We start from the raw sequence: 25,049 nt of genomic DNA on the forward strand, positions 1-25,049 counted from the left end.
TCGAGTGGAAGCTGATCACAGATCTGCCTGTTAGCTCCCGCACCGACGCCATTGAGAAGCTCGAATGGTATGCTTTGAGATGGAAGATCGAGGTGTTCCACAAGATACTCAAATCAGGCTGCAAAGCTGAGGAGTCAAAGCTTAGGACCGCCCAGCGTCTAACCAATCTGATCTCGCTCTTTTGCATCCTGAGTTGGCGGGTCTTCTGGATGACGATGCTCAACCGTTCCGCCCCAGATGCACCGCCAACCCTCGTATTGACCGCGACTGAAATCGGCGTGCTCGATCGCCTCGTCAACGACAAACCAAAAGCGAGAAAGACGCTTTCGTACTATCTCATCAAGATCGCCCGGCTCGGCGGCTATCTCGCCCGCGCCAGCGATCCGCCCCCTGGCAATACGGTCATGTGGCGCGGGCTGTCGCGCGTCACCGACATCGCGTTAGGCGCCTTGGTCGGAGGAGAATTTGTGGGTAATTGAAAGCTCCACCGGAGGCTTACTCTGAACGCACGCTTCATTGGGGAACGCTGCATTAAGTTCCGCCCAAGAGATCAGCGAGGCCTTGAATAATGGCAATCAAGAAGCTTATGAACATTAGCACTAGCCCAAGTGTGGTCCACACTATGTCGGCCAGCTTGGGGGACTCAATTTTCTGACGGATTGAACCTTCGACAGACACCTTCAACCTGCCAAGCCGTCCTGTTGCCTCGACTCGCTCGAGTTTCGATCGTAAGCGCGAATTTCTCCGCACCTTTTGCTTTTGAGTGCCCTGATGCATGAGGTGTCCACCAAAATAGGTGGACACCTTGTGATGAGCGACGATAATCAGAAACTGCGGGTCAGGCTTGTCGGCCGGAACGGTCGCCGGCGCTACGAGGCGGCATCGAAAGAGCGTCTTGTCACGGCCTGCCTTGAGCCTGGGGTTTCGGTATCGAGGCTTGCACTTGAACATGGGGTGAACGCGAACCTCCTTCGGAAGTGGATCAAGAAGCACAGTGCGACCAGGTCGCTGCCGCCGTCCTCACGCCCGGCGTTCATCCCGGTTCAGCTTGAGGGGAAGGCGGAGCGGGACCTGTCGCGAAAAGACAGCGTGGCGACGGTTGATTTGCCGGCTTGCGATGAAGTACGTGGTTCGGAACCCAAAGGAACTCCAGCTTTTTGTTCTCCGGCCAAAGTGAGCGTGTCGCTGCCGAACGGCGTGAAGCTCGCGCTGGAATGCGGCGATGTGGATGCATTGACGGCGATCATCGGAGCGCTGGGCGATGTTTAGACTGGGCGGTGACCTGCAGGTCTATCTGCACCGTGAGCCGATCGACTTCCGGGCTGGCATCAACAGCCTTGCGGTCCTGGTCCAGGAGACGATGGCGCTCGATCCATTCACTCCGGCGGTTTTTGCGTTCTGCAATCGCCGTTGCGACCGGATGAAGCTTCTGTTCTTCGATCGGTCCGGTTTTGTACTGGTCCTGAAGCGGCTGACCGAGGACAGGTTCCGATGGCCGCGCCGCCAGGAGGCGATCGTCACGCTGACGACCGAGCAATTGCATTGGATCCTTGACGGCATCGATATCGATGCGATGGTCCGTCATCCGGTGCGGCAATATCAGGTTGCCGGCTGAGCTCTCGAGTTGAGCGGTTGACGCGTCGGTACGGTTCAGATTCAAGAATCCGATGAATCGAACCGGCGATCCGAGTGTTGAAGTGCTGTTGGCACGCATTGCTGCGCTGCAGGCGGAGAACCATCAACTCGCGGACCGCGTCGCCAAGCTCGAGGAAGAACTGGCGCTGGCACGCCTGCATCGTTTTGCGCCGCGCAGCGAGAAGCATGTTGATCGTCTCTTCAATGAAGCCGAGCAGGCCTCCGATGAGGATGACGCCAGCAGTGAAACGAACAATATCGCCGAACTTCCGGACACGGGCTTGCCACCCGTCAAAAACACAACGGGAAAGAAGCGCGGCCGCAGGCCGCTGCCGGCGAACCTGCCGCGTGAGCGCGTCGAGTATGACCTGCCCGACGATCAGAAGGCGTGTCCTTGCTGCCGTGGCCAGATGCATCGCATGGGCGAGGCTGTCACCGAGCAACTTCATATCGAGGTGAAGGCGAAGGTTTTACAGAACGTACGCTTCAAATATGCGTGCCGCCATTGCGATCGCACCGGGATCAACGCCCCTGTCGTGACCGCGCCGATGCCGACGCAGCCGCTGCCGGGCAGCGTTGCCACGGCCTCAACGCTGGCGTTCGCGCTGGTTCATAAATATGTCGATGGCACGCCGCTCTACCGCCTGGCGCAGGCCTTCGAACGCGCCGGCGTTCCGGTCAGCCGCGGCGCTTTGGGTCGCTGGGTGATCGGCTCGAGCGAGAAACATCTCTCCCGCATCTATGACGCCCTGAAGCTACGGCTCAGATCGCAGCCTCTTATCCATGGCGACGAGACGACGGTTCAGGTCCTCAAGGAGAAGGACAAAAAGGCCACCAGCACATCGTATATGTGGGCTTATCGCAGCGGCAAGGGCAGTCACGAGCCCATCGTTCTTCTGGATTATCAGCCGGGCCGCGGCCAAATCCACCCGCAGGCCTTCCTCGGCGATTACCGCGGCATTGTGATGAGTGACGGCTATACCGCATGGCGCACCCTGGAACGGGCCACCCACATCGGCTGCATGGCCCACTCCCGGCGGCGCTTTGTCGATGCCCTCAGGGCAAGGAAGAAGGGCGGCGGTCCGCCCGAGCAGGCGCTGCGGTTCTTCGACCAGCTCTACCGGGTTGAAAGGCAGGCGCGGGACGGAATACCGGAGAAGGGTGAAACACAGGCCGACTGCATTCGCCGCTTCCGCCAGCAACATAGTCGTCCGTGAACAAGGCTCTAAGCGATTGAGCAGGAGTCAGTTTTCCGGTTGCGGCGGCATTTGAGATTGCAGGGATTGGGGGCTTGAGGCCCCCAAACCTTGCAATTTTCGTTTGTGGATTCCCTTTCGCTGCGGACCATGATTCTGTGGTGCATCGGAGGGGCCGATGCGACCGAAGAAGCACAGGACGACAGGATCGAACGATCTGTTCCGGGCGCGGCTGGACCAGATCATCAACATGAAGCACGAGCTGGTTCAGCTCGCCGGCAAGATCGATTGGGACTGGATCGACGGCGAGGTCGCGCCGCTCTACAGCGAGAATGGCCGGCCCGGGATCGAGACCCGGTTCATGATCGGGCTGCTGTTGCTCAAGCACACTTACGGGCTGTCCGATGAGGGCGTTTGCGAGCGCTGGGTTCACGACCCGTATTTCCAGTTCTTCACCGGGCAAGAGTTCTTTCAGCATGCCTTCCCGCACGAGCGCTCGGACCTGAGCCATTGGCGCAAGCGGCTCGGCGACAAGTTGGAGCTGCTGCTGGCGGAGAGCCTGCGGGTGGCGCACGAGGCCGGCGCGTTACGCGGCCAGGACCTCAAGCGCGTCACCGTCGACACCACGGTGCAGCCGAAGGCCATCACCTTTCCGACCGATGCCAAGCTGCTTCATGCGGCTATCAAGGGGCTCAACCGCCTGGCGAGAAGGCACGCCGTCAGGCTGCGGCAATCCTATTCTCGTGTGGCCAAGGCCGCCGCGATGATGGCGGGCCGCTACGCCCATGCCAAACAGTTCAGCCGGCATCAGCGGCAGTTGCGCATTCTGCGCAGCCGGCTCGGCCGCATCATCCGCGACATCCGCCGCAAGATCGAGGGCCAGCCGGCACTGGAGGAGGCATTCGCCCTCCCGCTTGGCCGGGCCGTGCAAATCCGCTCGCAGCAGCAGCGCCAGCGCGGCTGGAAGCTTTATTCCTTCCATGCCCCGGAGGTGGAATGCATCGGCAAAGGCAAGGCCGCCGCGCCTTACGAGTTCGGCGTGAAGGCCTCCATCGTCACCAACAACCGCCGGGCGCCCGGTGGCCTGTTCGTACTGCACGCCAGGTCGCTGCCCGATAATCCCTACGACGGTCATACCCTGCGGGACGTCATCGACCGCACCGAGGCGCTCACCGGCTGTCCGATCGAGCGGGCCTATGTCGACAAGGGATATCGCGGCCACGACACGCAAAATCCCCGTCGCGTCTTCATTTCGGGCCAGAAGCGCGGCGTGTTCGGCGCCATCAAGCGCGAGCTCCGGCGCCGCTCCGCCATCGAGCCCATCATCGGACATCTGAAGGCCGAAGGTCACCTTGGCCGCTGCTATCTCAAAGGCCGCGCCGGCGACGCCGCCAACGTCGTGCTCTCAGCAGTCGGTCACAACTTCCGCCGTATCCTCGCCTGGCTCAGAGAACTCTTGTGCCTCTTCCTGATCCAGCTATCGCATACGCTTGCCTGTCCGCTCCCGCTCAATTCGGCTTCTTAACGGACGACAACATAGTGTCCCCATCCTCAATGCTCTCAAGGTATGGCTCGATGACATGGCCCCGAAGGTCTTGCCTGACAGCAAGCTCGGCGACGCCGTATCCTACACCCGAAACCAATGGGAATATCTGACGCGCTACACCGGGGACGGCAGCATGCCGATCGACAACAATCTTCTGGAGCGCGACATCAGGGTTTTTGCAACTGGCAGGAAGAGTTGGTTGTTCAGCGATACCGTGGACGGAGCCAAGGCCAGTGCCGTCGTCTACAGCCTGATGCTGACCTGCCGCGCCTCACGTGTCGAGCCGTTAGCGTGGTTGCGCCACGTCCTCACTGAATTGCCTCAGCGCGCCGGCGATGCCGATATTACCGACCTGCTGCCCTTCAACTTCCACAAAGCCGCCACTGCCTGAACGGCCCGGTATCGCCCGATACTAGGGCAATCCATCAAACCCGCCGGCGTCAACGTGCGGGGAAAATCGCGCTTACTTTCGATCTGCGAGCGCGCAGCCAAAAATCTCTGAACCACGGCACGGCGATACATACCGGACTCGCGGCGCCGAGCACGTCTTTGAGAGCGTCCCACCAAGAGTACGCCATGTATCTCAGGCTCTCATCGACGGATCAGACTACACAGCCATTGGCATGTGCGCCGCGAGTTCTAGGTCATCGCTAGAGGCAGCAACGCCAAGCGTCTTGCCGCATGCAACCGAAATTCGTTCCATCAGATCCCAAGTTGGCCCCTGGGTCCCGACTCCCGATTCGATTTCGCTAATTCGAGCCTGGCTAATACCCAACTTATCCGCCAATTGTGACTGAGAGAATCTGGCATCCTTGCGCATGGCCCGAACTAGTTCGCCAGCACGCATTGCCGCACTCGACAGTTCCTTTTCAGCTGCAAGGCTTGCATCAGCTCTTTCGATTCTTTCGACCAGATCAGCAAGCGAACGACCACGCCCCTTACTGCTAACCTCAGCAACGGCTCGCACTCTACGTTTGTGACTTTTGTCGACTTTGAGTTTGACCATTGCAGCCTCCACTCTTCATACGAACCAAACTGAAGCTCGCGCATTCAGTATTCCGGTCTTCAAAGCGTTATAATCGCCGCCATTCCAGGAAGACCCTCCAGCGTACATCGGCACGCCATGCTCAGCCGCGAGCATTAGCGTTACCGTCACATCGCCATCATCATCAATTTCGACAGCAAAGATCGCACACTTAGCCGCCGCGGAAGCATGGAACATCTCCACGCCCCTATACGTATAGAAGGGCAACAGATCCCTGCTATCCACCGATCCGCTGTGGACTTTCTGCAGGTAGAGCAGGATCTCGCAAGCGAAATTGTGCCCAAGCTGCTCCAACTCATCAGCCGCGTCTCCCAATCCGGTTTCCTCGAATGAAACAAGCATATAGGGAATTCCTTATATTCTGTCAACCCCGAATCAACGGCGAATGTTGGAAAAAGAAGCTATAAATGTAGTCCACGACATGATGCAACTGTAACGCGCAAACTGGAACTGTGAAGACCGGGGAAGCCCTCAATATAGGGGATTTTACCAGGCGAACGAAAATACTTTCCGGGGCTCATGACCGTTGGGTCGCAGTCCTGCCGGGACTTACCAATGGTCATATATTTACAACGGAATCGGAATCCTAACGTTCGCTTCGCTTCTAACACCGGACCTTCAACAGCCGGCGCGGCATGATCGAAAAGACCAAGAACGGGACAAAAGAGAGCCCATGAATTGAGAGGACCTGTAGAAGAAGATTGCGCGCGCGCGCTTCTCGGCACTGCAGACACAATCGGCGGAGCCAATACCGACTCGCTTGCCCTGGCGGGCGCGGCGGCGGCTTGATCGGATGCATTTTTGCTGCTCAGAAGATTCGCCGAGGCGGCCGATGCCGAACCGTTACGGCGGGATACCCGCATCGATCTTGAGACGATCGTGCTGAGCCATTTCGGCTCCCTGATCCCAGGTTAGCGAGCGACGCAGCTCTTCGGGCAAAGTGATGACGGTGCGCGTGATAGCGTCGCGCACGGCTTCGGCCCCGTGTCCCGCGAGCGCAGGTCCGTTTTTCACGCGCGGAGCTTCGCCATGCCCCGCCAACCGGGGAAGGTGCAATAGCATCGTGAAGCGCGTCGTGCGCTCGACTAGCGTGCCGATTGCTGAGCTGCCAACACCGAGGATGAGGTCTCCCTCCCAATGTCCCGGACTGCTCGATCGGCAGCTTCAGCAGGGCGCTCACTGATCATGATCTCCGGGCAAACAAAGCCCTTGCCTCGCCTGCGTACGCGTGCCCTAGGCATCCGTAACGCACGCGCGGTTCGCAAGCACGCCGTCAGCTCGCGCGCAGCGCGCCGCGGCCTGAACGAAGAGAGCTTGATAGATAGCTTCGTGGCTGATGCGCATCGTCTTGTCGTCCGGGAAGTCGATCGGCAAGCGTCGGGCAATCTGCTCAGGGCTCCAGGCTTTGCGCCCACCGCCGATCCTTGCGCGGGCCATGCCGGCCCCCCTTCCACGGAACGGCGGGACCAGGAACGGGAGCGCCGGTCGGGGCAACGACGCCGCCAGCAAGTCTCTCCTCCACATAAGTGCGCAAGGTTGCATTCAGCGTAACCTTGGTCGGCTTGGACCGGCGGGCGGATCGATCTGCATGCCACTGGGCAGTTCTTGCCCGATACTCCAACCCGCCGCCGCGGGTGGCCGCATTGCGCCGCAGTTCACGGAAGACTGTCGAAGCAGCCCGCCCCAGGCGACGTCCAATCTCCTGTATGGAATGGCCCTGCACCTTGAGAAGTGCGATCTCCTCGCGCTCAATCAACGAGAGTACCGCCCGGAGAGCGCCTTTTGCCGAAGTTCTGAACATCGCTGGTGGCATGCCGCCCGCCTTTCGGAATAATCTGCTTCCGACAGGTTGTGACAATCCGGCTTCGAGTGCAGCAGCTTCGCTGCTTAACCCAGCGGCAATCGCCCGCAAAAATTGTTCCGTTCATTGCGCCCTGCAACAGAGGGCCGTCCTGGCGATGGCAAGGGAGCTCGTCCTGACCCCGCCGATCGACGCATTACAACGTTCATCGCAACCTCCAACCTCCGATTGTTGCGACGACCGTTTGACTTCGCCTTGGATGCCGCGATCGGAGTGATGGATCAACCCGGCCTGGGGCCGTTGCTGCTGGGTCGCCATCGTCAAGGCTGCGGATGCGAGTTCGACCTGCATATGATCCCGCATGGCCCAGCCGACGATCGTTCGGCTGAACAGGTCCATGACGGCCGCGAGGTACAGCCACCCCTCCGCAGTCGGGATGTAGGTGATATCAGCGAGCCAGACCCGGTTCGGAGCATCCGCCGTGACGTCGCGTGCGATCGGGTTCGGTGCGATCGGCAGGTCGTGACGGCTGTCGGTAGTGCGCACCCGGCGCGGCGGCGCCATGATGGCGCGGATACCGTGTCGTTGCATCATCCGCTCGACCTGCGCGGCCATCAGATAGCCATCGCCGGTCAGAACATTCGATCCCAGGATCTTGCTAAGGAGCGCACAGCCGCCGGTCGCAATTACGACCGCCTCGGCGCGCACGGTCCAGCGATCATGCTTCTGCCGGCGCAGGCCGCTGGCGCCAGCAACGGCGCCATTGTCGTCCACGAGCAGTTCGAGCGCAGGACTATGATCTAAAATGGTGACGCCAGCCTGCTTGGTCCTCTTGCGCATCAGGCGCATGTATTCCGGCCCCTGCAGCGACGTACGCTGCGACTTGCCCAGGTCATCGGTGGGATAAAGATAGCCCCAATCGGCGAGATATTTCCTTTCGTCCAGCTCGGCGCGCGCCTTGAGGCCGGCATCTGTTGTCGTCACGGCGATCAGCTGGACGATCGTGCGATAGCTACGCAGTGGCTTTCCCCGCCAGTTGATGGTGATGAAGAAGAGACGATGCTCGATCTTGTTCCACTTGCTGGTGCCGGGCGGCAGGTGGCAAACCCTGATCGGCAACTTGAGCTCGTCCGCCAGTTTTTTGAAGCTCGACCTGCCACAGGCGCACACGAGACCCGTTGCTGCCGCCGCCATCGGCCGTGATCATCGGGCGTTTGGCTGTCGGATGACGCTTCTTCCCCATCGTCCGCCACCATCGGCGGATCGCATTGACCGCGAAGCTGGCGGTGTCGTGGTCCGTGCCGACGCTGACCCAGCCGACATTATTGGTGATGTCGTACATGCGGTACGGCACGGCGCGGCTTAGCTTGGGATCGATAAAGTCTTGAATGTTGACGAGCTCAGGCCTGCCTTGGCGACGCCATTCCCGGCCGTTGTTCTTGAAATTGCCTACCAATTCCTTCTTCTTCGTGTCGACCGATATGACCGGTTCGTTCGCTGCCAGGAACGTCGTGGCCTGCGTGTTGATGATTGAAACTGCGCGTCGCGATCGATGTGCTGGCCGCCTTCTCGGGCCTTGTTGTTCGCTTGCAGGCTGTAGCCCATGCCGCGCAGAAGCTCGCTGACAACCGTCGGGCAAACCTTATGACCCTCCTTCGCCAGCTCGGTCACGAGGTTACGCAGGCTGCGGGTCGTCCACAACAATGGCTGCATCGGATCGCCCCGCGTCACCGGTTCGACCAGGCGCTTGAGATTGGCCGCGAGGGTTGGCTCCCGGGATGACTTCTTCTTGTGCCCGCCGCCCGCCCTACGGACGCGTCCAGCCGGAACCGCCACGTTGTCGCGAGTGTCAGAAAGTCCGTGATAAATCGTCGACCGCGCCAATCCGCTGATCCGGACATCAAGCTGACCCCGCCGTGTCCCAGCGCTTTCGCCCCAGGGCGACAAAGCGCCGGAGGCTCTGTTCATTCAGAACAGGGGCCATCTCCTGATAGCGTCCGCGCGGCGCGCGCCTGAGCGGCTCGAATCATCCCACGACGCTACGTCGCGCGACAGATCATTGTGAATCCTGCGCAAACAATCCTCGCGATCTGTGGCAACTGTGACTCAGTTGTTTATGGACGGGCCCTTATTGTCGACGACGAACACCTTGACGCCGTCGCGCTCTGTCACGGTGTCGTCAGGCTTGGCCTCGTCGGCCAGGCTCATCCGGTATTTGAACCCGTCGCAGCCACCGGTCTCGACCATGATGCGCAGGCCGCTCGTCGGCTGCGCCGAACCCGAGATCACGCTCTTGAGCGCATTCACTGCGCTATCCGTCAGATTGATCATGGCTATCCTTTTTGCCTGGGTCGTTTGGATAGGAATTGGCAAGTCGCATGCCAGCGCGCCCTAGCTTGACATTGTCCGAGATCGCGCCTGTTGGCTTTGCGGCGCGTGTAGGGTTGCTGACAAAGGTCTTCGAGGGATTGCGGCGGCTTTGCGTGTCTTCTTTATGGATTCCGCCGATGAAGCGTAAGGAACGCCGCCAGCAGAGAGATTTGATGCCTGTGTTGCGTCAACCGGTTGAGCCGGCAAGCTTAGATCGGAAACCACATGGCCACTGCCGAACAACTAGAACACGCACCGGGGGTCTTTGTGGACAAGATCTGCGCAGGCGGTGCGCCCATTCAGCTTCTTTGCACAATGACGGCAAGACGACTCTCGGTCTCGTGGTACGCCTGCTGCGCGAGGTATTCGACAAACAGGAGCGGGATGCCATTGCGCTCGCCAAACTCGTCTTGCAGCATGGCAAGGCCGTCTGCGGACGCTATCCTCCCTCGGTCGCAAAGGCGCTCCTCGAGGCGGCGCAACAGCGTATCCGAGCTGAAGGATGTCCCCTGCTGATTACGGGCGAAGCCGCGGGCGAAGCGGACGGCCCCGACCTGCCCGACGTGCAATTCGAATATGCCTACGAAGCCCTTGAGTGGCACTTCACCAATATACCGCCGAGCGAACTCGCCACTACTGTGAGGCAATTCCCGGGCCACATGCAGGCCGATGTTCAGGTCGCGGTCGATAAGCTATTCGCCGATCCGGTCCGCTTCTTCGGCGCCTATGCAGAACATAGGTACGAGACGCTTTCATTCGCTCGGATGAAAACGCGTGGACAGAATGCGATTTCGCTGGTGCCGCCGCAATATCACCAGGTTGATACTGGCGAGACGGCGCCGGTCAAATGCCTGTACAATGGACTGTGGCTCTGCCGAGCGAGCGAATTTTTCTATGCCGTCGTGCTCTCTACTGAGTTCGAGTTCGAGCAAGAGCCGAGGATCCGGATTGAAATCGTTGCCCCTGCGGGGACTGGCGGCGAAGCCTTTGTTCAGCGCAGCTTTGACGAACTGGAACGGGCGGTACACGCGGCACGTTCTTATCGCGGCAAGATTCTCTCATTCGAGAAAGGTGCGAACTACAGCGGCCGCTCAAGAGGCATCATGGTGCATCGATTGGCACCAGTGAGGCGCGAGGACGTGATCCTGCGGGAACAGGCTATCAAATTGCTCGATCGCAACGTGTTGAGTTTTGTCGCCACGCGTGGCGCACTCCGCCGATTCGGCCAGTCGACCCGCAAGGGCATCCTGCTCTATGGCCCGCCCGGCACCGGTAAGACCCACACTATCCGCTATCTCGCCACCAACCTACCGGGACACACCACGCTAATCATCACCGCCGAAGAGGTCGGTCAGCTGAGCGCCTATATGGCGCTCGCGCGCCTGCTGCAGCCTACCATGGTGGTGATCGAGGATGTCGATCTGATCGCCAGCAAGCGCGACGACTTGACAACATGTGAGGAGGTCGCGCTGAACAAACTCCTGAATGAAATGGACGGCTTGAAGGAAGACGCTGACATCCTCTTCGTGCTCACCACCAACCGCCCCGAGCAACTCGAGGGCGCCCTGGCCGGTCGCCCCGGCCGCATCGACCAGGCGATCGAGATGCCGCTGCCTGATACGACCGGCCGCGACAAGCTGATCCGACTTTACGGCACGGGCCTGCCGCTTGAGGCGGAGATCGTAGCCGAGACGGTGCGCCGCACTGAGGGCGTCAGCGCCGCTTTCATTAAGGAGCTGATGCGACGCATTGCGCAATCATGCATCGCTCGTGACGGCGGAAACTCAGTGACCACAGCTGACATCGAGGAAGCGCTCGACGACATGCTGTTCACCGGCGGCCGCCTCAACGTGAAGCTCTTGGGTGGGGCCGGAGCGATGGCTGCGGGGTCTGAATGAAGGCGAAGGGCGGAAGATCACCCGCCAAGGGCTGCGCCAACTCCCGCATGCGCCGGGTGTCGACGACGCGTCTATGATTGATGAGCAGCGAGGCGGTTCGTAAACGCGAACCGCCGCGACAACTCGCCCGCTCAACCGTCGCTCGTAATTCCTGTTCCATGCCGGCCTGCCCCTACAGGCGGCTTCGATATCAACGCCTCGCCACAGCCGACAAGCAATGAGCAGCTTCGCCATCCGTCAAGGAACGAGAACGGCTGCGGGATTGCCGGCGAAAAGTCCCCCTGCGAAAGCGGCCACCTGGTAGTACATGCGCATGCAGTTTTGTCCGGCCGATGCATCGGCTGACTCATACCTCATGATGGGTCCGACGAGCCGACAAGACGCGACACCAACTCCTTAGGAGACGGCGGAAGTTATCACATCGGTCGAGCGGGCGGCGCCGATGGTCATCGGATGAGAAGGAACGGCTTGTTGCAGCATCGCTCGAGTCGGAGCCAGTGTTTCCGAGGTGGCTCGCATGGCTGGCCTTCATGTAAGCCAGCTGTTCAGGTGGCGCAAAGAGCTTTGAAGCGAGTATAGCGCCGTTCGTGCCGGTCGAGATTGGGCCGTCTGTGCCGCTGCGGGAGTTGGCCGAAGCGCCATTGACGACGACGGCGGCGCGTCGACGGAAGAGCCAGGGCGTCATCGAGATAGATCTTGGTAGCGGGCACCGCATCCGGGTCGATGGCGACGTTGATGGAGACGCGCTACGTCGCGTTCTCGACGCTTTGGTACGCTGATGATCCCGGTTCCGACGGGCGCACGAGTGTGGCTTGCGACAGGCTACACGGACATGCGCCGAGGCGTCCGTCGCTCGCACTCCAGGTGCAGGAGGTGCTGCGCAAGGGCCCGCTCAGCGGTCACTGTTTGTCTTCCGCGGTCGCCGAAGGGATCTTGTGAAGGTGATCTGGCACGATGGCCAGGGAGCATGCCTGTTCACCAAAAGACTGGAGAGAGGGCGGTTCATCTGGCCTTCGGTCGCGGGCGAAGCAGTGACGATCTCGTCGGCGCAGATGAGCTACCTGTTGTCCGGAATCGATTGGCGCAAACCCGCAAGAAACCCAGCGTCCGACGCGGGTCGCATAGCCGTTTTGGGTTTGAATCTGCTGCTTGATCTGATTCAATGGCTTCATGATGTCGAAGCCGGACGACCTTCCATCGGACCTTGTCAGTGCCCTGGCAGCGCTGCAGGCCGCGCGTGAGGCCCGGCTGCGAGCCGAGGCGTTGGCTGCCTGCGCGCAAGCGGAGCTGTCGGATAACGCGGCGCTGATCGCGCATCTCGAGTTACGGATCGAGAAGCTCAAACGCGAACTGTACGGGCAGCGCTCCGAGCGCACGGCGCGGCTGATCGAACAATTGGAATTGGAACTCGAAGAACCGCGGCGAGCGAGGATGAGCTTGTCGGGCGCGCCGCCGCGGCGAAAACCCAAGAGCGGGCGCGCCTTCACGTCAATCATGTAGTCACTGCGGCGCGGCAATCAGGATGGAAGTGCGCGGCAGAATGACGCTGCTGCCGCGGGACGACAGCAAAGCTGGTTGCCTTCAATTCAGGTAGGTCAGTCATTATAGCTTCAACAAGCATCTCTATAATCTCTTTCGCTGCATCCTATTATGGATCAGATCCTCTGTGGCCAAGCAGATCTGGCTGCGCGCCGCGACGCTGGTTGGCATGAAGGTTGCCCGCCTCAGCCCGAGACTTGCTACTTGCGATCAGAACCCGCCTATAGTGGTGCGCCCCCACGACTTTCGTGCGAAACAGATACACGTCGTTCCTCGTAAGAGCCGGCGGATATTTAACTATAGCGCTGCGCTCACAACGGGCCGCTACTCACGGCAGATGCGATCCCATCTCATGGAGCAGTCCTAGCACCGGGCACAATTGACAGCAGCAGCACTCCAATAGTTCAAAGAAGCCCGAGGCGGCGCGCCTTGATAGCAGCCTGGATTCGGGTGGTCACTTCCAGCTTTCGCATAGCGTTCTTGATGTGAAAATTGACGGTGTTCTCGCTGACTCTCAATATCACCCCTATTTCCCAGGATGATTTGCCCTCCTCTACCCACCGCAAGCACTGCTTTTCTCGTGCGGACAGCACAACGGTTTGCCCATCGACCATGTGTTTCTCCTGGAGCCGAGACGCCTGGAACGAGATCAGCAAATGCCGTACCACGCGACGGCGATCGCAAACTCTCCTGCCAAGACAAGCTTCGGAGCACCGATCAGCTGCCGATCCAACTGCAACACCATCGACTGTCGAAGCGATTGGGACATACCTCGTAAACACGACAGCAGTGGTTGCAACAACGGCTCACTTGTCGTCCGAGACCTAACCTAGGCTTGGGATAGGTCTCCTCATGGTTGGTAAGCGCCAGTTTATGTCCCGCGCTTGCTCCAGCGCGGCTTTCTGCATGACCCCACGGAAGAGGCGGAGCGGACCCAGCTACATGGTCGCGGCTCCAAGAAATAGTCTCGCTTGCCAGACGCTCTCTCGGCTTATTAATCGATCGAACGATGATCGCTTGGCCGTGCTGGTGGCAGGCGTCGAAGCGGCCGGGCACTCCTAGAGCGGCCGCGCCGCGACAAGCTTTGGTTGTTCCCTTGCGGGCGCCGGCGGCAGCGAAACGGCGGAGCATTGCCTCCGGCGTGAGATCAAGGCTGCAGTATGTGGCGTGGCAGGGTTTAGGCAAGCGCGAGGCAGCGAGTTGTCGTGCGTTTTCGTCTGCAACGTTGTGTTCGCAACATGTTGGCGGATAGCAAACAAGTGCGGGTTGGCTTTCGGAAGAGAAAGCGCGCGCCACGCCTGGTTTTGCGTCCATCGATCCGTGCGCGGAAGCATCAGGCGATTGGCCCGGCTTTTGCTCCCCTGCTTGCCACGGCGTGCGGCTCCCCTGTTTTGTCGGGATCAACCGCTGCAGAATGTGGATCTCTAATTCGACCAAAGGCGATGCTATGAAGAATTGGAGCTCCGTGAGAACCAACGTGAGGCACGGCCACTGTTGCGATGGCCTTGATGACGCGCACCGCGCTGGCCGTCGAATATAAGGTCGAATACAAAAAGGATAATAGTAGCAGCAATCCCGGCCTCCGGCACGTTCCTGAAAACAGGAGCGTCCTTGCCCAGATCACGGTCGCCTCGGAGCGACCTGCGAGCTTCCCGCTGCACAACGGCCTGCAGGCGGTGGTGACTCGCTTGATGCCTCGCAATTCATGATTTCGGGGACGCCGAAACCTGGCGTCGAATTCGCCCAGATCGAGGACGCGATCGATAAGGTGATCGCCGACCTCGCGCAAAATCCCGCGCCCGCCGAAGATCTCGAGCGCGTCAAGACCCAATTGATTGCGCAAGCGATCTATGGCCAGGATGACCAAGCGAGGCTTGCGGAGTGGTATGGCCGCGCGCTCACCACGGGGCTCAGCATCGACGATATCCGAAGCTGGCCGGACCGCATCCGCGCCGTCACCGCCGAGCAGGTGCGCGAGGCCGCGCAGACCTGGCTCGCGATCGCGACGCTCGGCTCGGCACCATCATTTGCCGCTACCAAGATCCAGCGCCTGATCTCGCCGGGCGGCATCGAAGCCTGCTTCGTTCAGGAGGCCACCGTCCCGCTGATCGCGATGGAATATGCCTTCGGCGGCGGCGCCAGCCAGGATGCGGCTGAGAAGCCCGGCGTCGGCCACCTGGTCCCCGACCTGCTCGACGAAGGCTCCGGCGATCTCGATTCCAAGAGCTTTCACGAGCGGCTCGACCGCCGCGCCATTAAGCTGGCTTTACCTCGTCCTGCGACCAGTTTCGCGGCTCCTTGCGCATGCTCAAGGACAACAAGGATGAGGCTTTCGACCTGCTGCGGATGGCGCTGACCTCGCCGCGTTTCGATGCGCCCGATGTCGAACGGATCCGTGCGGCGGTGCTCGCGAATGACTCCACCAATCCTTCAACGCTCGCCGATCGCAAGTTCTTCGAAGTCGCCTTGAACGATCATCCTTATGGCCGCCAGGCCGGAGGAACGTTCGAGAGCGTGGCGAAGATCGACGTTGCCGATCTGAAGGACTATGTCCGCCGGGTGATCGCCAAGGACACGCTCAAATTCGCGGTGGTCGGCGACGTCGATCGAGAGACGCTTGGCAATCTGCTCGACAAGACCTTTGGCAGCCTGCCGGCAAAGGCGCAGTTGACAGAGGTCCCCGATGTGGTTGCGCCAAAGCCGCCGCGGCGCGTCTACGTTCCGATCGATGTGCCGCAGACGGTCGTGAGCTTCGGCGGTCCCGGGCGTCCGCCGCAGCGAGCCGGATTTCATGGCGGCCGACGTCGTCAACCAGATCCTCGGCGGCGCTGGTCTGCATGGATCATTCCGCGCTGTTCGTCGGCAATGCCGGCACCCGCGCCGATCGCGCCGGCGAGACGGTGGAGGAGATCGACAAGCAGGTCCGCTGCATGGCCGAGGAAGGCCCGACCCAGCAGGAGCTTGACGAGGCCAAGTCGTACCTGAAGGGCTCGCAGATGCTGGCGCGGGGTACAGCGTCAACACTCGCGCAGGCGCTGCTGCAAGACCAGATCGACAAGCTGCCGATCGACTATATCGAGAAGCATAGCGCTCTCGTCGACGCGGTGACGCTAGAGGACGCCAAGAAGGTCGCACAGCGGCTGTGGGGCCGGGGCCTGCTCACCGTCATCGTCGGCCGCTCCCCGCTGCCGCAGCCCAGTCGACCACCGCGCCACGGGCCGCAACGCCGCTGTCCACAGCCCCAGCCGGCTGCCGCGCCATCACCCGCAACGCCGGCAACACCCAATTGACCTTTGTGTTCGTGAGGTGACATTCGGTGCGCGTTAAGGACAAGCCGTCCTATAGCCGTGATTTGGCCGACGTCCGACCTGCCTACATCAAGGGGCGGCGTCACGAGAGCCCGTCATTTCAGTTAGTCGTTACGCATCCGACGAGTGCCGCGCAACGATTACGCGCGCGCATAGACGGGTCTGGGCTATGATGGTCGTTAGCTTGTTGAGACGTTCAGGTTGCGACGGACCGCTGATCAGAGGTTGGATCAGAGGTTTTTCGACCGCGCATAGCCTTTTCCATTCCCAAGGAAGCAGCTCGTGCAGGCGCGAGGCAGGCAGCTCGGCGATATCAAAATAGTTGACATGCTGCGCCGGTGCGCTCGCTTGCCTGAGGACATTCGGCATCGCCTTCGGGCTATGCACCTGCGATTTTCGTTCGTTTCCCGCTTGCCTAGCGTGGACGGATGGTCGGCAGCTCTTCGACGTCGTCGGTTGCGATCGTCGGATCCTCCAAATTGTAACCAAACCCTTCGTAAACGAACGCGCTGCGGATCAGTTCGCAATCCCGCTCGCTGACGCCAACGTGCCGGCAGACTCGATACCAGGCCTCATCTATGGTAGCTTTCATGCCGTCAACGATTGCCGTGGCGTCTTCTCTGGACAAGAGAAAACGTTCGCACTGCGACCGCAAGTTGACCCGGTTGGCGTATCGTCCCCAGTTGCCGAATGCCATCGCCAGGTCCCTGCGCTCCATTGCAATCATCGGGTTCGGTGTGAGGTCGTATGCCGGCGACAGAGACCACGCCTGGTCCTTTGCCAAGATGGCATGGTTACGTGGATGATCGTCGGTATTGGAGATGAGGGCGTTAAAGCACACCCGCCGAAACAGCTCTGGCAGATCCTTCGACTGACTTCCGGACGCGGCTCGCCGTATTTCGTCAGCCAACAGAAGATATGACCATTTTTGACGCTTATCGACAGTGTCGGGCGTGTCATCCGCATCGAGCAGCGTCAAGGCGCTCACCATCCTGCTGCGGTGGTAACCCTTCTCGGCCTTATTCCGATCGAACCGCTTGATCAGGATGACATCCTTGTCGCCGATCGTGGTCATCCGGCTCTCCGCGCACGAGATCCCGCACTCGCGAGCAAGGGTCAGCATGGCGTGCTCGACCCGCGGGTTGTTCCATCGATCGTCGCGATGGGGGAATTTTGCGAGCCAAAGCGCATCCTCGTCCTCGACAGTAGCCTTCGGCCGCGCGCCCCCCATCGAGGTGCCCGCACGCATCAACGCCTCAGCCTGTTCAGCGTCAGCACCTGCTGGTACTCGTGCTGCTGGATCCCTTTCAGCGGCGACGATCTGGTCGGCCACTTCGAGCAAACGCGCCAAGTCCAGCGTCTTGTTGAACGTACGAACAGGTGCCGGCGGTTGCACGTTAAGTCCAAAACCCAAGGCGCCGGCGCGATCGTCGGGTGAATTGAGCAGAAATTGAATTTCGCTCGGCGACGGATTGCCCAGACGAGTTTTGATCAGCTTGCGTCCCCAGGCGTCCGGAGAGCTGTCCCGCAACGCGCCAAAATTGCCCCGCAGCTTCGTTGTCCGGAACGAAGGGACTTGAATCTTGAGCTCGACTGGATCGAACTCGACGCGATCCTTTCGCTCAAGGTAGCTGCGGCCATAGACGAATTGTCCAACGGCGGCCCCTTGGCGTGTCGTGTCGAGTTGATACCGCCCCGCCGTAACCGGTTGTGTCTGGCCTGGCAGCGTGATGTAGACGAAACACTCCTCAGAAGGCATTGCTTGGTCCTCTCCGCTGTCGCGCACGCTCGCGCTCATCGACGCCGCTTAGAGCGAGCCCCTCCTCATCGTTCTTCGGGTTGGCAACGTCGGCAAGCGACGGGAGCAGATTCATTGACCACAGCATGCCGACATACACGCCGGCACTGGTGCTCAATTTCCCGTTCTCAGCGTCAGCGATGACGTGACGATCTACGCCCAGCTTAGCTGCCAGCTCTGCATGGCTCAGGTTGCGGCGCAGGCGCGCGATCCGGAGATTGTTGCCCAAGCGCTTGATCGCCTCCTGAACGGCTGAGGGTGGCGCGCTGATTAATTGGCTACGAGGAGGCATGGCGTCTTAAGGCTCCCTAAAAAGGCTTTTTGGCGCCTTATGGTTCCCAGAGGTATAGCGGCTCCTCCCTTGCGATGTCAATCATTTGGCGCCTTAAGCTACCGTAAATTCTTATATTGGCGCCTGAAGATGCCACAAGATTTCCCAGAAAGCTTAAAATCCGCACGGCTACCGAGTGCAACCTTGCGCCTCAACATGGGCTCGCTGATTTGGGGCCCGATCCGACAGCCATCAGATTAAGAAACCAATTGACGGCCGCCTCATGAGTACAGAACAGGAACATTTAAGACTGCCCCCTTTCAACCTCGCTCAATGTGGCAAAGCCAGTCTCCGCCAAAGCGCCGGCGATTTCTGCCCGGGCTCGAAAGTGCGGATTGCGTGGAAAAGGAGAGAGCCTCGGGAAGATCCGAGGACCATCCGAACAGATTGTCGTTTCGGACTGTAAATCGACGTCTTCGCGGACAGATCGACGGTTCGGGCAGCCGGCGAGAGAGCGACCGTGCCCAAGGATAGCTTCGCTCCTGCTCCGGGTAGGGAGCGAGCCGCTGGCCTACCAGCTTCGCGACGACGTCGTTGACGTCGATCGGTCTCCGACGGCGCTCTCGGCGTGTTGCTTGAGCCCGCGCCGCAGCGCCGACATTGCTGGCTTCCAGTTGACGACTTGGCGTCCGGTCAAGGACGCCTGGTAGGGACCATCTTCAACAATGAGGGTGGTTAGCGTGGTGCGCTGCTTCTCGGCTGCCTGTTGCCGCCTCGCCTCGCGCTTGGCGTCGTTCGGATCCACGCCCTTGAAGACCTCGCCTGCGGCGATGGTGGGCGGCCTTGCGCGCTGCCTTCTCATTATATTTGGGCCAGGGGCCGAGGGTCTTGCGCTGGGTTCCCCTCACCCCGGCTTGGTGAAAAGGTAGACCCAGGTCCGGCCACCGGTAGCGCGCATGCGCAGCGCGAGGCCGGGCAACTTGTCGTCGTGAAGATAATGCTGCGCCTTACCCGGCGGCAACGTCGCGTTGCGGATTACGGCATCGGTGAGTGTCAGCTGGTTGCTCGGCTCCGGCATTTTCCCTGTGCTCCCTGTCGCGGTGTGCCCCGCAGCCGCCGGGACCATCGAAGCGAGGGAAAGTGATCATTGACTTTCCTTCGCTTTTTCCGCCTCGGAGAAAACTAATATGAAAGTCACCGTTCCCTCCAACCTGGCTGCCCTGGCCGAGTACATTCCGCGCTTTCTCGGCCTTGTCGGCTATCCTTCAAACGCCTCGACCACCTGGATGCAGAACAGCATAAATCGCCATTTCGGTGGAAAATCGTCAGCGACTATCACTGGCTCGAGATGGCGATCGGCTTTCAGCACGACGTCCTTGCGAAAGAGAGCATTTGCGCGCGGACCTCGTGATCTGTCTTTTTAATGCGCTCGAGCTTGGCGACGCCAACCATCACATTCAGGCGGGCCAATGGCATGCCCATCTCATGAGCCATGAATGCGCCGAGCTGAGTAAAGGCCGAGATAATTGCCGTAACGTAAAAGACGTTGGTGACCAAACCAACCGGCGTCAGCTCGAAACTGACCTGTTGCAGGCAGGGAAATCCGAGCTGGGCGCTGGCGACGTGGTCGCGTTCGGGATCGAAGGTCGTGGCCTGCAGCATCGATCGCCGTACGCCGGACCGCGAATTATATTGTGACAAGATCCACTCCAGTTGATTCCCATTGCAGGGCCCACGGCCATACATGACCATGCGCTCGAAATACAATCTGCGGCCATTGGCTTTGCGGTTCATTGCCTGCCAGCGCGGGAATGTCGCGCGATAGAGCGCAAAAAGACGCGACCGGTCGCCGCGCGACATCTGCCACAGGCGCTGCGGGAAGATGGTGAAGGCGACGTCGTCGACCACCAGCTTGCCTTTGCGCTGAAGTAGCCAATCGAGCGCTTGTCGAATGGCGGGGTCCTCACCAAAATGGCGCCGTCCTCGCCGAAGCCGCCAAGGCTCAAGATCAGGGGCGCGACTTCCGTCCCGGCGCCATCGAGTACCTTGAGCAGCAGTCACGCCCAGGCGCGCGACAAGTTGCTGTCGTCAATCACCAGAGGTGCGGTACCGCCAGGACACCAAAGGAACCGTTCAAGGGGCGGTAGTAAAGCTTAAAAGGGGGCTGCGGCTGGTCCTTTAGGGTTGTTGTGGCGTAGAGTAAGAATTGACAAAGAACGCAAAGGGAACAAGGATCAGCCTCCGGTAGTTGGATTTTTACCTGCGGATGCTTAATCTCTCCTTCTGAGGCAGTGGAAGGTCATGACATGACCATTCGGGTCAACCAGGAGCAAGTGAACGATACTGCGAAGCTGATGATTCATCGGCTTATTGCGCGGGCGATCGGTCGCGACCCTTCGTTGATCAATAGAGCGAAGATTTCGCTCGATCGTAGTGTTTGCCAGCATTACGAAGGCTATTCATTTGTCGGCGAATGGTCTGATTTGCTTCGCCTTCCGGCGTCGACGGTACGTCGTCGTTTGACAGGTCGCCACCAGGAAATGACCCGTTTGCGTCTGTCGTCTCCGTTCGTCGTTGCCGATGGGATCGACTTCAGCGACGTTGCGCTAAGGCGTCGTATCTGGCAGGCGGCAAAACGTCTTGCCGTGAAATCGGCTGCGCTCGAATCCGCGGGTGCGCGGATCGCCGCGTGACACAGCAATCGTTTGTCCGAACCTTTGAAGACCTTGTCGAGACGGTCAGGGCGATAGCCCGGCTGTTTGAAACCGACAAGGTCTTCATTATTGGCAGCCAAAGCATCCTCCTCTCCTGGCCGGACGCTCCGATCATTTTGAGGACGTCTGGCGAAATCGACGCCTACCCCGAGAATGCCAGGCTATGGGAGATGACACATAACGAGCTGGATCCCGATTGTCCTCCTGAAGCTTCGGAAGAGATCAATGCGTTCTTTGGCGAAGGCTCAGACTTCCATCGGAAACACGGCTTCTACATCGATGGTCGACGAAAACACAGCGCGTCTTCCTGCTGATTGGAACACGAGGGCAATTTACAAGTCGGTGGATGTGGATGGCCGCCCGGTTCTAGCTGTCGCGCCCTGCCCTGAAGACGTGGTCGTTTCGAAACTCGCCCGATTGGCGGATAAAGACAAGGAGTTCGTCGAAGCCTACCACGCCGTACGCCCGCTTGATCTCGAATTGATTGTCAAGAGAATCAAGACAACCTCGTTAGAGCCCGAATTGGAGCAACGGGCGATAGGCTTTGTGACTCGTCTTGTGACGCAGTCGCAATCAACGCCCTCGAGTTCAGCCGAACAGTCGCCCCACACCTAAAGAGGCTCTCCAAATGCGACGTTCGCGCTCTAACGCCGATCGGCGGTGATACTTCTTTTGACTGTTGGTCGGGCGGACACAGGTGATGCAATGCCGTCTAACCTTCTAACCTGGCGTCTATGTTGCTTGGAGAGCGTCCGTCGCAATGCGGCAAATTACGCAATATGAACTTCGGCGTCGATCACGAGGCATCGAAGTGCCGGCCGCACTGAAAGGTGCAGCGCCAGAACCTTGGCTTTCCAATGTCAATTCATGATGCGATCGCCTCGGCTTGCGACACCTCTTCGCCCGGCGGTGGTCAGACACGTCGTCCAACCCGAGTTTGCGTGCTTAGATAGCGCTTCCGCGTGTGGATGCCGGTAGACGTTGCGATATCCGTAGGAAATCACCAGTTGGCCATGCCTGTTATTCGGCATCGGCACCGACGCCGCGTCCGCATTGAAGCGCGCACCATGATGGGTTGCGACGAGGTGATCTACCTTCGTGGCATTGGCATGCATGAGGTGCGCATAGTCCGCGTCTCCGGTCAGCAAGGCCGACCGTCCGCTAGTGAGCGTGGCAAGGATGGTCAATCCGCTATTATTGAGATCGCGGGCCGGGCCTCGACTCCTTACCAATTCACCAAACGGAAAGCGGATTCTTGCGTTGGGGGGGCGTACGAGCAGATTGCCCTTTTGGGCGAGTATTCGCGCCAGTCGCGCCGCGCCAGGCCCCAGCCGCTGATTGGGAACAATCCAGCGACATTCAAGCAGATGCGGGAGGTGGAAGGCACCGTGAAGATGATCCCAATCCCAATGCGAGAGAACGATCGGCGGCGTCTCGCTGCGATTGATGTCGAAATTGGAGGGGAATGTATGGCGATTGAAGGAGATCGGAAATCCGACATCGAAGTGCAGAATGGCGCGGCCGCGATCATCGCATAGGGAGACAAAGTTTGCCTGACCGACATCCCTGACCAGGACAGATGCCGCTTGTGGGACCCTTTTGAGAACAGTCGATATTGCGGCGCGCGTTGCCGGCTTCGGCAATGGCGCACAGGCACTGACGAGCGAACTCGGCAGCCCTAGCCGTGGGGTGGCAGCGGCACCGAGAGTCTGGGGTCTCGATCGCGGCCCCCGGGTCTTGTCCGGTGTATCAAGCTGCCGCGCGTAGGTGAGGACTCCGCGTGCGTGCGCCGAGTAGCCGTTGCCTTCAAGTTGAGCGTGCCATGCCGGCAGGCCGGAGCCATCCGGCTCGATCTCGAGATAAGACCAATCGGCTGGCGCCGGTGTCGCGCCCGCAAAGTGGCCAAATCGGGCTGGTGTCGTCACTACGCGCAGGAGCGCGAATGGTTTGGTCTGTTCAGCACGAAAACCGTCCAAGAGCCGCGGTCCGGCGCCATCAGCATAGTCGGCATCGATGCAATCAAATTCGAAGGATGCACGGCGATGAGGGCTCGTGCTCAATGAATCCACGCGCGAGACGCGCGCGTACAGTCCTCTGCGGGGAAACTCTGGCGGGATGCGGATAAAGAAGAAAAAGAAGATAACCTCCCAGGGTCAAAACTCACCGATGCGGCGCGTCTTAGCTGCGACCACGCCGATAGAGAGCGCTATTTTTTATCAAGGGCTCGACCAGCATCTGATCCGACAGGCCCCAATTCAGGTGGCACTCTGACAAGTCAACTCGCCGTTCCAGAGTCTTTCGAGAAGGCCGCTTGATAAAGCTCCTCAATCCTCGTGACTTCATCCGGCGTTAGTTCGGAGAACTCGTTGTCGCGAGCGCGCTTTGAGAGTTGCCCTCCATTCTGTTGCAGGAATCCGAAGAGGTTATTGAGCGTCCGCTCCGGCATTTCTATCATGTTCTCGATGCCCGCGCGGAAGGTATCGAAGCTCCGCAGAAATTGCGTTTCCTTTGGAAGATCTTGTTCGATGGTCCTCTGCACGCATTCGTACAGAAACTCGGCGTGGGGCGTCGCGTCGAAGAAACGATAAAAATCACCTGTATCGTTCAAGACCTTGACGTTGCCCTGTGGGGTCGACTCCCATTCAACACATGGAAGCAATCTAGTCGAATAGCTTTCCAACACACTCTTGTATTCGCTGATCTTGTCGAGAATCGCGGCAGAAACCGGAAAGTGGATCCCCGCGGGATTGAATCCGCGCCGTGCCAGAACATGGTGCATCAGGTATCGGTGAATGCGTCCGTTGCCGTCCTCGAAAGGGTGGATGTAAACGAACCCGAAGGCGAGCACGGCGGCAGCGACGACGGGATCAAGCTCGTTTTCCGCCGCATGATCGAACGCGATCAGTCCGCGCACGAGGGAGGGGATATCTTCGTGACGCGCGCTGATATGATCTGGGATAGGTCTTTGCGTCTCGCGTTCATGCTCGCCGACGAAACCACCTTCGTTACGGAAACCAAGTTTCACGAAGCGCTCATCGCCGATCACAATGCGCTGCAGGCGCAGAAACTCCGCCTCATCGAGCGGTGCCCGTCCCGCTTCACCGATGACCCTGCCCCATCGCTGGATACGGTCCTGTGGCGGTCTCTCTCCTTCAATGACGTAGCTTGACTTTGAATCCTTGAGGAGAAGGAAGGCGGCAGTTCGCGCGAGCAGATCCTTCGGCACTTGGCTCACGACGACACGCGCGCGCTCCTTGAGATCCTGCGCAATAAATTCGCTCAGTGCTGCAGTCTTGAAAACAAGCGGGCAGAACTCCAGGGTTCCTGGCAGATTGTTGCGGACGCGGTGCCGTGCCGAATTCCGCCCGGAGGTAGCGTATTGGAGTTCGGTATCGACGGCATCGACGTAAGAGACCTTATCTGCCGCAGGCAGATTGAGTTGGCGCTCCAACAGCCATTCATGGAGAAACCAGATACGACGCGTGTACAGACCGGTCGGCTTCTGTCTTACAAGGTCCGTAATCTGATCCTCGTTCACGGCGAGGAAAAGCCGCTTCAGGATTGCAAGATCGAGTCCTTCATTCTTGAGAGCGAAGGTGAGATGTCCCTCAAGCGTCGCGTCCGGCGCATGCCGCGGCGTATAGATGCGCCATCCCCCTTGCTCAATGATACGGTGCTTTGTTCCGATGGCCGAAAGCATGCGCGGGACCGGGGCGGATAGGTTGTAGGCGTCAATCAGCGCCGCATAGCCAACAGGAGTTGCCACCTCCGGCAGCCTCCGGTCATGAAAAACACTCACGGGCCCTGAAAAATCCGTCTCCATTGTGCCAAATCCGTGAAAAACGTTCTCGGTCGTGAATTTCACTCTCAATTTAGCCTTCGAGCCGAAAACACCTCATATATAGCGAAAAACCTTCGCGTCATACGA

The 25,049-nt window shown here is 59.7% G+C and carries 19 protein-coding genes and 11 pseudogenes; 16 read left to right on the forward strand and 14 right to left on the reverse strand.

Features of this window, described 5'->3' with window-relative positions; genetic code table 11:
* The 6 genes and pseudogenes from QCM77_RS36370 to QCM77_RS36395 all read left to right on the forward strand — a co-directional run.
* On the forward strand, window positions 1-479 hold a 479-nt coding region (locus QCM77_RS36370), incomplete at its 5' end, for an IS4 family transposase (protein ID WP_280096185.1).
* Window positions 480-810: 331 nt separating this feature from the next.
* Window positions 811-1,269: an IS66-like element accessory protein TnpA gene (gene tnpA / locus QCM77_RS36375; RefSeq protein ID WP_280096186.1), complete on the forward strand. Its 459-nt coding sequence runs from the start codon at window positions 811-813 to the stop codon at window positions 1,267-1,269.
* Window positions 1,262-1,615 (forward strand): IS66 family insertion sequence element accessory protein TnpB, encoded by a 354-nt coding sequence (gene tnpB / locus QCM77_RS36380; protein WP_027515864.1) that lies wholly within the window; start codon window positions 1,262-1,264, stop codon window positions 1,613-1,615. The genes tnpA and tnpB (QCM77_RS36380) overlap by 8 nt, the downstream gene beginning before the upstream one ends.
* A 52-nt stretch (window positions 1,616-1,667) precedes the next feature.
* A pseudogene (tnpC, locus tag QCM77_RS36385) lies at window positions 1,668-2,849 on the forward strand (IS66 family transposase); the annotation flags it as partial.
* Between the two features lie 160 nt (window positions 2,850-3,009).
* Window positions 3,010-4,356 (forward strand): IS5 family transposase, encoded by a 1,347-nt coding sequence (locus QCM77_RS36390; protein WP_007605691.1) that lies wholly within the window; start codon window positions 3,010-3,012, stop codon window positions 4,354-4,356.
* A 4-nt stretch (window positions 4,357-4,360) separates the two neighbouring features.
* Window positions 4,361-4,768 (forward strand): annotated as a pseudogene (locus QCM77_RS36395) (IS66 family transposase); the annotation flags it as partial.
* A gap of 216 nt (window positions 4,769-4,984) precedes the next feature.
* On the opposite strand, the gene relB reads toward QCM77_RS36395, so the two are convergent.
* The 7 genes and pseudogenes from relB to QCM77_RS36430 all read right to left on the reverse strand — a co-directional run.
* The gene (gene relB, locus QCM77_RS36400) at window positions 4,985-5,383 is read right to left on the reverse strand and encodes a type II toxin-antitoxin system RelB family anti-toxin (protein ID WP_279692399.1); all 399 of its coding nucleotides are present in this window, start codon (window positions 5,381-5,383) and stop codon (window positions 4,985-4,987) included.
* A 15-nt stretch (window positions 5,384-5,398) separates the two neighbouring features.
* On the reverse strand, window positions 5,399-5,764 hold the full coding sequence (locus QCM77_RS36405) for a hypothetical protein (protein ID WP_280096187.1): 366 nt from the start codon (window positions 5,762-5,764) through the stop codon (window positions 5,399-5,401).
* Between the two features lie 510 nt (window positions 5,765-6,274).
* Window positions 6,275-7,432 (reverse strand): annotated as a pseudogene (locus QCM77_RS36410) (IS30 family transposase); the annotation flags it as partial.
* Between the two features lie 46 nt (window positions 7,433-7,478).
* Window positions 7,479-7,829: pseudogene (locus tag QCM77_RS36415) on the reverse strand (DDE-type integrase/transposase/recombinase); the annotation flags it as partial.
* A gap of 36 nt (window positions 7,830-7,865) precedes the next feature.
* Window positions 7,866-8,072, reverse strand: a pseudogene (locus QCM77_RS36420) (FAD-binding protein); the annotation flags it as partial.
* A 78-nt stretch (window positions 8,073-8,150) separates the two neighbouring features.
* A pseudogene (locus QCM77_RS36425) lies at window positions 8,151-9,207 on the reverse strand (ISAzo13 family transposase); the annotation flags it as partial.
* A 155-nt stretch (window positions 9,208-9,362) separates the two neighbouring features.
* A pseudogene (locus QCM77_RS36430) lies at window positions 9,363-9,554 on the reverse strand (HesB/IscA family protein); the annotation flags it as partial.
* A 176-nt stretch (window positions 9,555-9,730) separates the two neighbouring features.
* Between QCM77_RS36430 and QCM77_RS36435 the strand changes: the two are divergent.
* The 4 genes and pseudogenes from QCM77_RS36435 to QCM77_RS36450 form a co-directional block, all read left to right on the forward strand.
* The gene (locus tag QCM77_RS36435; RefSeq protein ID WP_280096188.1) at window positions 9,731-11,491 is read left to right on the forward strand and encodes an ATP-dependent Clp protease adaptor ClpS; all 1,761 of its coding nucleotides are present in this window, start codon (window positions 9,731-9,733) and stop codon (window positions 11,489-11,491) included.
* 478 nt (window positions 11,492-11,969) lie between these two features.
* Window positions 11,970-12,059: a transposase gene (locus QCM77_RS36440; RefSeq protein ID WP_462804379.1), complete on the forward strand. Its 90-nt coding sequence runs from the start codon at window positions 11,970-11,972 to the stop codon at window positions 12,057-12,059.
* Between the two features lie 373 nt (window positions 12,060-12,432).
* The gene (gene tnpB / locus QCM77_RS36445) at window positions 12,433-12,732 is read left to right on the forward strand and encodes an IS66 family insertion sequence element accessory protein TnpB (RefSeq protein WP_347882418.1); all 300 of its coding nucleotides are present in this window, start codon (window positions 12,433-12,435) and stop codon (window positions 12,730-12,732) included.
* A pseudogene (locus QCM77_RS36450) lies at window positions 12,662-12,957 on the forward strand (IS66 family transposase); the annotation flags it as partial. The gene tnpB (QCM77_RS36445) and the pseudogene QCM77_RS36450, both read left to right, overlap by 71 nt.
* A gap of 477 nt (window positions 12,958-13,434) precedes the next feature.
* Here the strand turns inward: QCM77_RS36450 and QCM77_RS36455 are convergent.
* Window positions 13,435-13,644 carry a response regulator transcription factor gene (locus QCM77_RS36455; RefSeq protein WP_280096189.1) on the reverse strand — a complete coding sequence of 70 codons (210 nt, stop codon included), beginning with the start codon at window positions 13,642-13,644 and terminating at the stop codon, window positions 13,435-13,437.
* 894 nt (window positions 13,645-14,538) lie between these two features.
* On the opposite strand from QCM77_RS36455, the gene QCM77_RS36460 reads away from it, so the two are divergent.
* The 3 genes and pseudogenes from QCM77_RS36460 to QCM77_RS36470 all read left to right on the forward strand — a co-directional run bounded on the left by QCM77_RS36460 (window position 14,539) and on the right by QCM77_RS36470 (window position 16,340).
* Window positions 14,539-14,739 carry a hypothetical protein gene (locus QCM77_RS36460; protein ID WP_280096190.1) on the forward strand — a complete coding sequence of 67 codons (201 nt, stop codon included), beginning with the start codon at window positions 14,539-14,541 and terminating at the stop codon, window positions 14,737-14,739.
* Window positions 14,715-15,026: pseudogene (locus QCM77_RS36465) on the forward strand (M16 family metallopeptidase); the annotation flags it as partial. The gene QCM77_RS36460 and the pseudogene QCM77_RS36465, both read left to right, overlap by 25 nt.
* A pseudogene (locus tag QCM77_RS36470) lies at window positions 15,000-16,340 on the forward strand (M16 family metallopeptidase). The pseudogenes QCM77_RS36465 and QCM77_RS36470, both read left to right, overlap by 27 nt.
* Window positions 16,341-16,753: 413 nt before the next feature.
* Here QCM77_RS36470 and QCM77_RS36475 read toward each other — a convergent pair.
* From QCM77_RS36475 to QCM77_RS36490, 4 genes and pseudogenes are all read right to left on the reverse strand, one after another.
* Window positions 16,754-18,136, reverse strand: coding sequence for a type II toxin-antitoxin system HipA family toxin (locus QCM77_RS36475; protein ID WP_280096191.1), 1,383 nt, complete (start codon window positions 18,134-18,136; stop codon window positions 16,754-16,756).
* Window positions 18,087-18,365 (reverse strand): helix-turn-helix transcriptional regulator, encoded by a 279-nt coding sequence (locus QCM77_RS36480; RefSeq protein ID WP_280096192.1) that lies wholly within the window; start codon window positions 18,363-18,365, stop codon window positions 18,087-18,089. The genes QCM77_RS36475 and QCM77_RS36480 overlap by 50 nt, the downstream gene beginning before the upstream one ends.
* A 649-nt stretch (window positions 18,366-19,014) precedes the next feature.
* Window positions 19,015-19,485 (reverse strand): annotated as a pseudogene (locus QCM77_RS36485) (Arm DNA-binding domain-containing protein); the annotation flags it as partial.
* A 284-nt stretch (window positions 19,486-19,769) separates the two neighbouring features.
* Window positions 19,770-20,315 carry a hypothetical protein gene (locus QCM77_RS36490; RefSeq protein WP_280096195.1) on the reverse strand — a complete coding sequence of 182 codons (546 nt, stop codon included), beginning with the start codon at window positions 20,313-20,315 and terminating at the stop codon, window positions 19,770-19,772.
* A gap of 398 nt (window positions 20,316-20,713) precedes the next feature.
* Here QCM77_RS36490 and QCM77_RS36495 point away from each other — a divergent pair, with 398 nt between their 5' ends.
* From QCM77_RS36495 to QCM77_RS36505, 3 genes are read left to right on the forward strand one after another with little or no spacing between them, the layout of a single operon-like run.
* Window positions 20,714-21,100 (forward strand): hypothetical protein, encoded by a 387-nt coding sequence (locus QCM77_RS36495; protein ID WP_280096196.1) that lies wholly within the window; start codon window positions 20,714-20,716, stop codon window positions 21,098-21,100.
* Window positions 21,097-21,435, forward strand: coding sequence for a hypothetical protein (locus tag QCM77_RS36500; RefSeq protein ID WP_280096197.1), 339 nt, complete (start codon window positions 21,097-21,099; stop codon window positions 21,433-21,435). Before QCM77_RS36495 ends, QCM77_RS36500 begins: the two co-directional genes overlap by 4 nt.
* Window positions 21,401-21,736 carry a DUF6036 family nucleotidyltransferase gene (locus QCM77_RS36505; RefSeq protein WP_280096198.1) on the forward strand — a complete coding sequence of 112 codons (336 nt, stop codon included), beginning with the start codon at window positions 21,401-21,403 and terminating at the stop codon, window positions 21,734-21,736. Before QCM77_RS36500 ends, QCM77_RS36505 begins: the two co-directional genes overlap by 35 nt.
* A gap of 245 nt (window positions 21,737-21,981) precedes the next feature.
* On the opposite strand, the gene QCM77_RS36510 is transcribed toward QCM77_RS36505, so the two are convergent.
* Both QCM77_RS36510 and QCM77_RS36515 read right to left on the reverse strand, forming a co-directional pair.
* On the reverse strand, window positions 21,982-23,190 hold the full coding sequence (locus QCM77_RS36510; protein ID WP_280096199.1) for a ComEC/Rec2 family competence protein: 1,209 nt from the start codon (window positions 23,188-23,190) through the stop codon (window positions 21,982-21,984).
* Window positions 23,191-23,396: 206 nt separating this feature from the next.
* The gene (locus QCM77_RS36515; protein WP_280096207.1) at window positions 23,397-24,944 is read right to left on the reverse strand and encodes a Fic family protein; all 1,548 of its coding nucleotides are present in this window, start codon (window positions 24,942-24,944) and stop codon (window positions 23,397-23,399) included.
* Window positions 24,945-25,049 lie beyond the last annotated feature (105 nt).

This window comes from Bradyrhizobium nivariense, from assembly GCF_029846695.2.
Classification (GTDB): Bacteria; Pseudomonadota; Alphaproteobacteria; order Rhizobiales; family Xanthobacteraceae; genus Bradyrhizobium.

Excerpts from the sequence above, each read along its gene's own strand:
- tnpA (WP_280096186.1), top strand. The coding sequence starts at position 811 with ATGAGCGACGATAATCAGAAACTGCGGGTCAGGCTTGTCGGCCGGAAC.
- QCM77_RS36455 (WP_280096189.1), bottom strand. The coding sequence starts at position 13,644 with ATGGTCGATGGGCAAACCGTTGTGCTGTCCGCACGAGAAAAGCAGTGC.
- QCM77_RS36505 (WP_280096198.1), top strand. The coding sequence starts at position 21,401 with ATGGTCGACGAAAACACAGCGCGTCTTCCTGCTGATTGGAACACGAGG.
- QCM77_RS36460 (WP_280096190.1), top strand. The coding sequence starts at position 14,539 with ATGACGCGCACCGCGCTGGCCGTCGAATATAAGGTCGAATACAAAAAG.
- QCM77_RS36515 (WP_280096207.1), bottom strand. The coding sequence starts at position 24,944 with ATGGAGACGGATTTTTCAGGGCCCGTGAGTGTTTTTCATGACCGGAGG.
- QCM77_RS36390 (WP_007605691.1), top strand. The coding sequence starts at position 3,010 with ATGCGACCGAAGAAGCACAGGACGACAGGATCGAACGATCTGTTCCGG.
- QCM77_RS36405 (WP_280096187.1), bottom strand. The coding sequence starts at position 5,764 with ATGCTTGTTTCATTCGAGGAAACCGGATTGGGAGACGCGGCTGATGAG.
- QCM77_RS36475 (WP_280096191.1), bottom strand. The coding sequence starts at position 18,136 with ATGAGCGCGAGCGTGCGCGACAGCGGAGAGGACCAAGCAATGCCTTCT.
- QCM77_RS36435 (WP_280096188.1), top strand. The coding sequence starts at position 9,731 with ATGAAGCGTAAGGAACGCCGCCAGCAGAGAGATTTGATGCCTGTGTTG.
- relB (WP_279692399.1), bottom strand. The coding sequence starts at position 5,383 with ATGGTCAAACTCAAAGTCGACAAAAGTCACAAACGTAGAGTGCGAGCC.
- QCM77_RS36495 (WP_280096196.1), top strand. The coding sequence starts at position 20,714 with ATGACCATTCGGGTCAACCAGGAGCAAGTGAACGATACTGCGAAGCTG.
- tnpB (WP_027515864.1), top strand. The coding sequence starts at position 1,262 with ATGTTTAGACTGGGCGGTGACCTGCAGGTCTATCTGCACCGTGAGCCG.